Source organism: Helicobacter bilis ATCC 51630, from assembly GCF_000686565.1.
Classification (GTDB): domain Bacteria; phylum Campylobacterota; class Campylobacteria; order Campylobacterales; family Helicobacteraceae; genus Helicobacter_A; species Helicobacter_A bilis.
In genome coordinates this window covers 39,827-51,161 of the sequence record NZ_JMKW01000014.1, presented here as the reverse complement: position 1 = coordinate 51,161, position 11,335 = coordinate 39,827, and the positions used below count along the sequence as shown (strand labels likewise).

Sequence of the window (11,335 nt, the reverse complement as noted above, 5' to 3'; positions counted from 1 at the left end):
TCTAGACTAAAACCACAAATCGCCCTTGTAGCAAGGCTAAGGGAGCTAGATACTATGCTAGAAAAAGGACTAGAGAAAGGGAAGCTATGCTAGAGATTTTATATTATATTTTTATATTTCCAGTAGAACAGGTGCTTGAGTGGGCTTTATTTACACTTTTTAAGGCAACTAAGAATTATGGCATAAGCATTATTTTACTCTCTCTTATAATGCAGCTTTTTATGCTAAAACTCACTTTTTACTTTGATAAAAAAGTGGCTTCCTTTGGAGTGTTAAAAGCACAATGTGATAGTAAGATTAAAGAGTTTAAAAGAGTATTTAAAGGTGCAGAACTGCAAAGCTATATCCGCACACTCTATAAGCAAAGGCATTTTCACCCCATTTTTGCCTTATTTGGCTTAGGGGGATTAGCATTACAAATTCCATTTTTTATTGCAATGATTCATTTAGTAGAGAATGCGGAGTATTTGCAAAGTGTCCGCTTTCTATGGATAGATGATTTAAGCAAACCAGATTCTATTATGTTATTTGGTTTAAGTATCCATATACTGCCTTTACTTATGACTATTTTTACTTTAATCAATGTCTTTTATAGCTCAAAAGAGCTAGGTGCGAGAGTGCAAGGGAGTTTGATTGCCTTATTATTCTTGGTGCTACTTTATAGTATGCCGAGTGCGTTAGTATTATATTGGACTTGTAATATGGCGTTTGCGTTGTTTAAAGAGATATTTAAGCAATGTAGAAATAAAAGGCATTCAGTATTGAGCGATAAATCAGGGAGTGCTTCGCCTTACTCACTGCGGTGTATGTCCAATACGCCTCATTCGCAAGACTTGCACAACCCTAATTTCTCATCTCAATCCTTAGAATGCCGAGACTCTAACACTAGAATTGTGGATTCTCAAAATACAGAATCTAAGCTAGATTCTAAAACTGCAAATCCAAGCCAAAACCCTAAAAACACACAATCCACAAAACTACAAGGAAAATTTAAGACTCTATTATTTAACATTTTCACCCCATACACCGCCCTAGATTCTAAAGCCTATACAAATTATCGCAATATTAGCATTCTAGCTATTCTTAATATCTGCTTTATAATATGTGTCTTTAGCCCTTATGCTATTTATAGCAGTGATGTCTCTCAATTTGACACAAGCCAAACATATCAAACACTAGCAGTTTTATTTGGTGCATTCCTTTGTTCTAGCTTTATGGTTATCTATATTACAAGCTTTTTTTATAAAACACGACTTTTTAAGTTTGGTGTATATGTTGCAAGCATATTATTTCTTATCGGGGTCATCAATACATTTATTTTTGTAGGTGATTATGGGGCTATGGATCATTTTGTCTTACAAAAACCAGAGTTTAATAATCCAAATAATCTTTTATATGCCTTGTGTGCTTTTATAGCAAGTGTAGCGATTGTGTATTTTTGTTTTAAATGGCTGAAGAGTATTTTTAGTGTTAGTCTCATTAGTCTTTGTGTGCTAAGTGTTATATCTTTCTTTAATATTATGGAAGCAAATAAAACTTATATAGTCCCAAAAAGCCTTGTTGCAGAGGATAACAATCTGCAACCTTATGAAAAAGAATTATTCTCTTACTCTAAGACTGAAAAGAATATCATAGTTATGGTGCTTGATGCATTCAGTGGCTCACATATGCATCCACTCTTAGAGCAATTCCCAGAGTTTAAAACACAGCTTGATGGCTTTGTGCTATTTGATAACGCTATATCTACGACAAACTCTACTATTCATAGTATTGCTACGCTTATCGGCGGGGAGCATTATGCTGTATATAATATGAATGCCAGAAAAGATAATCTTGATGATAGTATCACTGAAGCCTTTGGTGTTATAGGTGATACTTTTGTAAAGAACGGCTATGATGTGGGGTATTTTATGGGGGAATCGGCCAAAGCAGCCAAATACATACAGGCTTATAATCAAAATATTTTTGTAACACAAAATGGATATGCCTATATCGACTATTATCTTACACACCACCCGGAAGACACAATTGCTTTCAAACTTGCAAATGAAGGTAATGCAGCGATATATAAACGCTTATTAAGTTATGGGACATTTCGTTTTAGTCCAGAAGCATTGCGTTCTAAAATATATAACAATGGAAAATGGTTCCGATATAAGGGGTTGGGCTACAGAATCATGGACCCAAACGTTAGAGGATCGTTAGGATATACTTCATCAATGTATGCTTTTACCCATTTGCACAATACAGAATCTAAAAAGCCAACTTTTAAATACTTGCATACATGTATTACTCATCCCCCATATGCCATGTATTACAATGGAAAAAAATGCTTATTTCAAGGACCAAAAAATCAACTTGCCAACAAAACGGCATGGCATGACCATCCACATAAAGAAACAATGTCATATAGCTATCAAGGCGAACGAGACTTCTTCTTCAAACATTATGATTCTGAAGCATGCGCATTAAATTATCTCGATTATCTTATACAATGGCTTAAAGATAATGCAATTTACAATAACACGCAGATACTTATCGTAAGCGATCATGGATCACCAGATAGTATGGGAATACCACGCTTTATAATAGAAAAAAATGGGCGACCCGAAACCATATTTTTATTTAAAGATTTTAATACAAGCGGAGAGTTAAAAGTAGATTCTAGACTTATGGCAAATTATGATATTTCAAGCATTTTTTGCGAAAATCTTCCTAATGGTTGTCCTAATGTGCCAAAGAATATACTTAAAAATTATCCAAACAATAGAAAAATTATTACTGCAACCCCGATTACAAGCGATCTAAAAAAAACACAAAAAAACGAATGGATTATTGACCATTATTTCCAAGTCAAAGGTAATATTTATGATGAAAATAGTTGGCAAGATATCACAGAAGAAGTTAAAGATGACACATTAAAGATTGATGGGATAAAGCATTAACAATTGTCTAATAAGAAGATAGTAAAATACCCAGAAAGGATAAAATATGGACAAAACATATTGGCGTGAATTTTATAGTGGGCACAAAATCGGTGTAGAACCATCACTTTTTGCAAAATTTGTGTATAAAAACTATTTGTTAGAATCCATAAATTGTGATACTAATAAACGCACAAAATCTAATACCCCATCTCTTCTTGAGCTAGGTTGTGGTAATGGGCGAGATAGTCTCTATTTTGCAAATAATGGCATAGATACAACCGCCATAGATCAAGTGCAAGAAGAGATTGCATTTTTAAATGATTATGTAGAAACGCAGCAAGATTCTAAACAAAGCCACACAGAATCCACACAAGAAGCGGAGCAAAGATCAGATTCACAAAACAATCCCCACTTTCTATGCGGGGATTTTACACAATTAGATTCCTTTAGTTTTCAACAACAATTTGATTGTATCTACTCTCGTTTTACCCTGCATTTTGTCAATAAAGCTCAACAAGATAAAACCTTGGCAGATTGCCTTAAATATTGTAAAGAGGGTGGAATCCTAGCTATTGAAGTGAGAGGCGAGAAAAATAGCCTTTGTGGCAAGGGTAAGGCGGTAGAAGGTGAGACAAACGCATTTATTTATGATAATCACTACCGCAGATTCTTAAACTTCACTCAAACATTGCAAGAGATTGAAACCTTGCGTTTTAGCTCAAATAACGCAATGCAAGAAACAATAAATCAAAAAGCAGATGATACAAGCAACACTCAAGCAGATACCCATACAATAACTATGGGGGGGGGGGGGTAATATGCTTATTGTGTATTGTTTTAAAACTCTTTACGCAATGGAAAACAAAGGCTTTGCACCATTTAATGGTGAAGATGACTACTTTATCCGCATTATCGCAAGAAAGGAGCGCTTTAAGTTTTAGTGTTGTTTCTGTTCTTTGTAAAATCTACTCAAGGAGCAGACAATGAAACCTCCAATAATCTATGTCGCTATGGCGGCAGATTTAATCCACCCCGGACATATCAATATCCTAAAAATCGCAAGAGAACTCGCAGATTCTTTAGAATCTAGCGAGGGCAAAAAGGGCGAAGTCGTGCTAGGGCTTTTGACCGATAAGGCAATAGCCTCATATAAGCGACTACCCTATATGAACTACGACCAACGCTATGAAGTCATTAGCCATTTAAAAGAGATTGATAGAGTTATCCCGCAAGATACATTGAGTTATGAGGGCAATATCCGCTCCTTAAAGCCTCGCTATGTAATCCACGGCGATGATTGGAAAAGTGGCACACAGAGTAAAACGCGTCAAAATGTCATTGATACCTTGCAAGAGCTAAATTGCGGTGAGCTTATAGAGCCTAGCTACATAGAGGGCATAATCTCCACACAGCTAAACCTTGATGCAAGGGCGATTGGTATCAGCACAAATGCTAGACTTTCGCTTTTACGCCGACTTGTGAATGCAAAAACCCCACTTAGAATCTGCGAGACACACTCCGCCATATCTGCCCTTATCGCACAAAATGCTTGTGTAGAATCTAGCGGTAAAAAGCTAGAGTTTGATGGCTTTTGGAGTTCTAGCCTTACAGATAGCACAAGCAGGGGTAAGCCAGACATTGAAGCAGTGGAGCTAACAAGCCGCTAAACACCATTAATGAAATCTTTGAAGTAACCTCTAAACCTTTAATCTATGATGCTGACACAGGCGGTAAGATTGAACATTTTGTCTTTTCGGTGAGAAGTTTGGAGCGAACAGGCGTGTCTGCTGTCATCATTGAAGATAAAACGGGCTTAAAGAAAAACTCACTTTTAGGCAATGATGTAGAGCAAACCCAAGAAGACATTGAAGTCTTTTGCGACAAGATTAGAGCGGGGAAAAACGCACAGATTACACAAGACTTTATGATTATCGCGCGCATTGAATCTTTGATACTAGACAAAGGGCAAGAAGACGCACTGAAGCGGACTTTTGCCTACATTAACGCTGGGGCAGATGGCATAATGATACATTCACGCCAAAAAAGCCCTGATGAAGTGTTAGCTTTTCTCAAAGCCTTTAGAGAGAAAGATTCTAAAACGCCTGTGGTAGTCGTGCCTACAAGCTTTAATGAAATCACTGCAAAAGAGCTAGGCGAAGCAGGGGCAAACATTATTATCTATGCTAATCACTTGCTTAGGGCTTCATTTGTAGCGATGCAAAAGGTCGCACAAGGGATTTTGGAGTTTGATAGAAGCAAGGAGATGGAATCTTCTTGTATGAGTGTGAAGGAGATTCTTTCACTCATTCCGGGGACAATATAATGTTTTTGCGTTTTGGCAATTCAGCTTGTGGCACTATTTCGGCGGAGTCTTCAAAAATCGCTCAATCACTTACTTCAAGTAAGCTCAATCGCGATTTTTTCGACAACCACCAAACTAGCACTCACAATCTTAGAATTGCTGGGAGTTTGCATTGAAACACTTCATTCTGAGATAGCAAAACCATACTGCTAGAATGTGGAGTTGAGGTTTGCGGATTTTTGAAAAACACTTAAAAATACTTCCGCAAAATGTGTTTTTAGGTATTTTAGTCATTACACTTAAAGGAAAACTATGTTAGACACGCAGGAATTTGGTGATTATTTGCAGAGTGTGGGATTAAGGGATTTTGTCGGTGTGCCTTGCTCATATCTTGCACCGCTTATTAATTATGCGATTAATAGTGAGCGGTTTATTATGAGTAATAATGAGGGGGATGCGGTAGCGATTGCAAGTGGGATAAGCTTGTGCCGACTAATTCATAGCAATTCGTCTTTGGGTAGTCATAGCGGCGATTTTGTGGATTTTAGGGTGAGCGACACGATTGCGAACGCAGACTCTATGTCTAGCTCCCCCTTAAAATCCACAAAAAGCCCCAATAGCAATACTGCACTCGTGCGAAGCACTAGTCCAAACTTGCAAAATACTAGAATTGTGGATTCTGCCATTGCGGAGTCTCAAGTGGATTCTAGGCTTTGTCATACTGAGCAAAGCGAAGTATCTACAAGCCTAGAATCTCAAGCCGATTCTAATAACACAGAATCTAAACCAGATTCTAAACCCACCCAACCTGCAAACAAAAAGCCTACACGGCTAGAAGCCTTGGAAGTTCTGCATACTCTAGCAAAAGATTCTAAAGCCTTGCTGTTTGCTACCACAGGTAAATGTGGCAGGGAACTATATGAAATAGAGGATAGTCCAAATCAGCTTTATATGGTAGGCTCTATGGGCTGTGTGAGTTCTCTCTCACTTGGCATTGCGTTAAAAAGCAGACAAAAAGTCATTGCCATAGATGGTGATTCTGCCCTGCTTATGCGGCTTGGTGCATTAAGCACAAATGCGTATTACACAAAGGATAGGGATAATTTTTGCCATATTTTACTAGATAATGAAAGCCACGATAGCACAGGTGGGCAGTTTAATCTCTCACCTTTTGTGGATTTTAGCAGTATTGCTAAGTCGTGTGGGTATGGGAATGTGTATATAGCGGAGAGTTTAGAAGAGTTTGAGTTGCATATTAAAGCGTTTTTGAATGCAGGGCATTCAGTATTGAGCGAAGCTTACGGGAGTAGCGAAAAATCGCTGCAGTCATTTATGTCTAATAAACTCCCTTGCGATTTTTCTCACAACCCACAAGCTTCATCTCAATCCTTAGAATGCCAAGACTCTATTTATTGTTATGCTGAGCGTGAGCTAGTATCTCAAATTTTAGATTCCAATCCTGCCGAATCTAGAAGAGCAAACTTAGCCCAAAATATCACAAAGATTTTTAGCAACATTATCATCTATGATTCTGTAAATCCAAATCCGCAGCTAGAATCCTTACAAAGTGCAAAGGCAAAGATTCAAGGGCGTTATGATGTGGTTATTGCCCTTGGTGGTGGGAGTGTGCTTGATAGTGCAAAGTTTTTTGCCCTGCAAAATGAGATTGTAGTAAATAATGGGGGTTTGGAGATTGTGGGCGAGGCAAAGGCAATGCCACTTTTTGCTTGTCCTAGCACGGCTGGAACAGGCAGTGAGCTGACACAATGGGCGACTATTTGGGATAAAGGGGCAAATGTCAAATACTCTTTATCGCATAAATGCTTATATCCACAAATAGCATTTTATGATATTTCTCTTTTGCTATCCTTGCCTTTAAATCTTAGCATTCATACCACGCTTGATAGCCTATCTCACGCAATAGAATCTATTTGGAATAAAAATGCAAACCCCATCTCTACGCAATATGCAAAGGCGGCTATTGAGCTGATTTTAGAGAATCTGCCACCATTATATGAAATGCTAACTTTGGATTCTAAGCAGATTTTAGAAGCTACAACAATTGCTTGTCATACTGAGCCTTTAGGCGAAGTATCTAACAATATAGAATCTAAACAAGATTTTTCGCCTACGGCTCAAAATGATAGGACTACAAAAAACGCAAACAGCACCACCACTGCGGAAGGATTTTTAGATAATTTCAAGGGGTGTGTAGATTTGAGTGCGAGAAGCTACCTTAAGGGTAGTGCCCAAGCACGAAAATCAAATTCAAGCACACACAGCACACCTGCGGAAGTATCTTTAAGTGATTTTCTAAAGAAACTTCGTTTTCAGGGTTGTGAAGCTTTTTGCGCGGAGACTAGCCATAAGGGCTGTCGCACAAGCAAAAAGCAAATCTCCCTGAAAAACACTAAAGAGACAACGCAGATTAGAAGAAATCTAGCCCTTGCTTGTATGTACGCTGCCCTTAGCTTTTCAAACACACAAACCGCCCTAGCTCACGCCATAAGCTATCCTATCACAATGCGTTTTGGTGTGCCACACGGCTTGGCGTGTAGCTTTACTCTGCCGATTTTGCTTGATTGTATCAGTGATAAAAACGCAGATTTTATCCTACGCCCTTATAAACAAAGGATTAAAAATCTTTTTAAAACACTTCATATCTCAAGCAATCCGCGTGATTATGGACTAGATTCTACAATGATAGAAGATATTTTTAACTCACTGAATGCTAGGGCAAAAAATGGACTGCTTGATGTGGCAAAGGCAAAGAAAAGAATGCTTAGTTTGCTTTGGTAATGATTTTACTGACTAGCGGAATGAAGCGATGCAAAATTAACGCAGCGTTTAATCCAAGTTCTTGCGCTTGTAATAGGTAAATATCTATATGCAAGCTTGGATAAAGCAAGAGAAAAGTGCATACATATGTAGCTTTAATATTGCATATTACAGTAAGACATTGCATAGGAAATTCACAGCTATAAAAAGCTACACATATAGCAACCATTTGCAAGGCTAGGGCACATAAATAAAAAAGAATTGAGCTTTAAATACTTACAAATCAAGATAGGGTTAAGGCAAAAAACAAAAGATAGACCAAATCTATAAATAGTAGGGATAAAGCAGATAATGCAAACAAATTTTTTAATAAGTGGATAGACAATAAATAAATAAGAACCAATAACAACCAAGCAAAGCAACATTAAACGGCAAAGAAAAACAATGCTTACATAGATTTTTTAATCCATTGCACGATACGCCTAGAATCTCATAGTTAAACATAAAATATTTTTTTAACAATAGGCAAAATCTTGAGAAGATTCATAAAAGCATAAATCTTTTTATTGTGCAAACTCTTTGTGATTATGATGTGTAAAACTTCTGTTTTTGGGGAGGGGCGTTCTTCTGCGAGAATATCAAGATTCATTATTGTTGTATTATTGTTCCTATTTAGTGTCTAGTATTTGTCATCTTATTATCCTAACCATATTTGCTGCAATTGGATTCTCTTGTGTTCCTTGTATTCTGTCTTCCTTTATTATATGGTATTTTTAGAATCTTCTCTTAGAATCTCACTCACCCTTACTCTCCCCCAACACCAGCACAGATTCTATTAAATCATCAATATCCCCATCTAGCACACCATCGGTATCGCTTGTAGCGTAATTGCTCCGCAAGTCCTTTACCTGCTGGTAGGGGGCTAGGACATAGCTACGGATTTGATGTCCCCAGCCTATCTCGCTTTTTTCGGCATTTGCCACGCCCTCACTTTGTTTCAACCGCTCTAGCTCATAGAGTTTGCTCTGCAGCATTTTCATAGCTGTTGCCTTATTTTTATGCTGACTGCGATCATTTTGACACTGCACGACTATGCCTGTTGGAAAGTGCGTTATGCGGATAGCAGATTCTGTCTTATTCACGTGCTGTCCGCCTGCACCACTGGCACGATAGGTATCAATGCGAATGTCCTTATCCAAAATCTCAATATCTATGTCTTCACTGAGTTCCGGGCTTACCTGCACGCTAGCAAAGCTTGTGTGTCGCTTGGCATTGGCATCAAAGGGCGAGATTCTAACCAGCCTATGCACGCCATTTTCGCTTTTGGCATACCCATAGGCATTCTCACCTTTGATGATAAACGCCGCCCCCTTAATGCCTGCCTCTTCGCCATCTTGATAGTCTAGCAACTCCACTTTAAAGCCTTTGCGCTCACTCCAGCGCAAATACATACGATAGAGCATACTTGCCCAATCTTGCGATTCTGTCCCACCGGCTCCGGGCTGAATGGTAATAATGGCATTTGATGAGTCAAACTCCCCACTTAGCATAACCTCAATTTCTACCTTTTGTATGTGGCTTTGCAGGGATTCTACATTTTCAAACAACAGCTCCAAAGTGCTAGAATCCCCCTCGCTCTCTGCTATCTCAAATAGCTCTTTTGCGTCATCTAGCTCGGCTTTCATCTCCGTATAAGTGTGTAAAATCCGCTCACATTTTCGCTTTTCCTTTGTGATTTCCCCTGCCTTTTTTGCGTCATTCCAAAACTCTTGGTGCGATTCTAATGCGTTAATCTCATCTAATCGCTTTTGCAGGGAATCTGGGTTTAGAATCTTTGCGATATTTTGCGCCTTATTTTGCAGAGTTTTTAACAACTCGCCATATTCATAAGAATCCATTGTGTGCCTTTATCATGCTTGGAATTATAAAAAATTCATTATTATAACAAAAGAATGTCTAGCGTGAAACAAGCATATAGCAATCTTAGTCCTTTGGGGGTTGCTAAATTGCCATAAAATCAAGAATAGACTCTTAATATAAACTTTTAATCTTATAGTTACGCCTAAAATTCATAACCGCTTTGTAACATAAGCAAGTAAAAATCTTGGTATTTGTAAGACTGCAACGATTTGCCCAAGAAAGTGTCTTCATATAATCGCAAATTTCTATATCTGCTTTAATCCTTTTGGTATGGACAATGTTAATCCTCGCATTAAGGAGCTAGATTCTAAAATGGGATATAATTCTCATGAAACGATTCGAAACAAAAAAGTATTTACAAATAATATAAGTTGCAATTGTCTAAAAATTTATTTATAAGAAGCAGATGATGAATAAACCTTACGGAGTTGTGCAGGGTGCGTATCCCCACTGATATTATTGCTGATGAATGTGTAGAGATTTTATGCAACATCTGCTCCATTACTTTTATACAGATTGCTTTATAAAAGTAATGCATTGGACTTTAAAAAATAGGATTTTACAGATATGCTTCTTGGCATTACAAAATAGTTAGGCATTGTGATTTGTTGCTAAGTTTTGCTGTATTTACATTGTCCCCATGAGAAGTTTTATCAAGCAAAAAAATTTCTTATAAAATTTTAGATTCTGTATTTCTAATACAAGAATACTACACAAAACATAAATATATGCAAATATTATTCTTAGGTATGTTAAGCGTATTCTTTGGTATTTTGGGTTTTTCAATATTTTTATTGGTTTTCTTGAGGTTTTTTGCCCCCCCCCCCCCATCCACACACTCTACACGGATAATAATCAGAATCCCTATGCGGATTTCACGCTACTACATTTTCTCTTAGATTATATACTATTGGAAATGATGAGAGCTTGTTATTGTGAAGTTTATTATTCATAATCCTTGCCTCCACTAAAAATACAGTAGCTTATGTGTTGCACTTGCGATAATAGAAATCTTGTCAAACACAGAATATTTAGGTTTGCAAAATAGAGAATTTTATTTTACATAAGAATATTTTGGGTGGTAGTTATGATGAAAAGTTACAGTAATTTTCAATGATGTTAAACTTATATACTAACCCTAGCCTAGCACACTTACCTAAAGAAGACCATATCACAGTGCTAAGCTCTAAAACTGCAATTGTAAATGAGCAAGTCTATAACGAAATAAGCTTTATCTAACATAAAAGATAACGAAGAAATCTATATAACAGCAGAGAAAGACTATATGGAGTCTATCATTAACAACTTCTCTCAAGGCGTTCAAAATAGTAAAGATTGCAATCAATTTGGTATAGGCTTTTGTGTTTTTGGGCGAAACAATAAAGATGTCTTTTTTTGAATATTATTG

6 protein-coding genes and 1 pseudogene are annotated in these 11,335 nt (G+C 37.3%); 6 read left to right on the top strand and 1 reads right to left on the bottom strand.

Annotated elements, in window-relative coordinates; genetic code table 11:
- Positions 1 to 86: 86 nt before the first annotated feature.
- The 6 genes and pseudogenes from T368_RS16290 (at position 87) to T368_RS17270 (ending at position 8,028) form a co-directional block, all read left to right on the top strand.
- The gene (locus T368_RS16290) at positions 87 to 2,945 is read left to right on the top strand and encodes a YidC/Oxa1 family membrane protein insertase (RefSeq protein ID WP_004088530.1); all 2,859 of its coding nucleotides are present in this window, start codon (positions 87 to 89) and stop codon (positions 2,943 to 2,945) included.
- Positions 2,946 to 2,991: 46 nt separating this feature from the next.
- Positions 2,992 to 3,744 (top strand): class I SAM-dependent methyltransferase, encoded by a 753-nt coding sequence (locus T368_RS13200; protein WP_248646229.1) that lies wholly within the window; start codon positions 2,992 to 2,994, stop codon positions 3,742 to 3,744.
- Position 3,745: 1 nt separating this feature from the next.
- Complete coding sequence (locus T368_RS17065) at positions 3,746 to 3,868, top strand: hypothetical protein (RefSeq protein WP_282705546.1); 123 nt, start codon at positions 3,746 to 3,748, stop codon at positions 3,866 to 3,868.
- A gap of 69 nt (positions 3,869 to 3,937) precedes the next feature.
- Positions 3,938 to 5,250 (top strand): annotated as a pseudogene (gene aepX / locus T368_RS15335) (phosphoenolpyruvate mutase).
- Positions 5,250 to 5,405, top strand: coding sequence for a hypothetical protein (locus T368_RS15330; RefSeq protein ID WP_162164634.1), 156 nt, complete (start codon positions 5,250 to 5,252; stop codon positions 5,403 to 5,405). Before aepX ends, T368_RS15330 begins: the two are co-directional and overlap by 1 nt.
- 136 nt (positions 5,406 to 5,541) lie before the next feature.
- Complete coding sequence (locus T368_RS17270; protein WP_004088526.1) at positions 5,542 to 8,028, top strand: iron-containing alcohol dehydrogenase; 2,487 nt, start codon at positions 5,542 to 5,544, stop codon at positions 8,026 to 8,028.
- Positions 8,029 to 8,801: 773 nt separating this feature from the next.
- Here the strand turns inward: T368_RS17270 and prfB are convergent.
- Positions 8,802 to 9,905: a peptide chain release factor 2 gene (gene prfB, locus T368_RS0103920; RefSeq protein WP_004088525.1), complete on the bottom strand. Its 1,104-nt coding sequence runs from the start codon at positions 9,903 to 9,905 to the stop codon at positions 8,802 to 8,804.
- Positions 9,906 to 11,335: the final 1,430 nt, after the last annotated feature.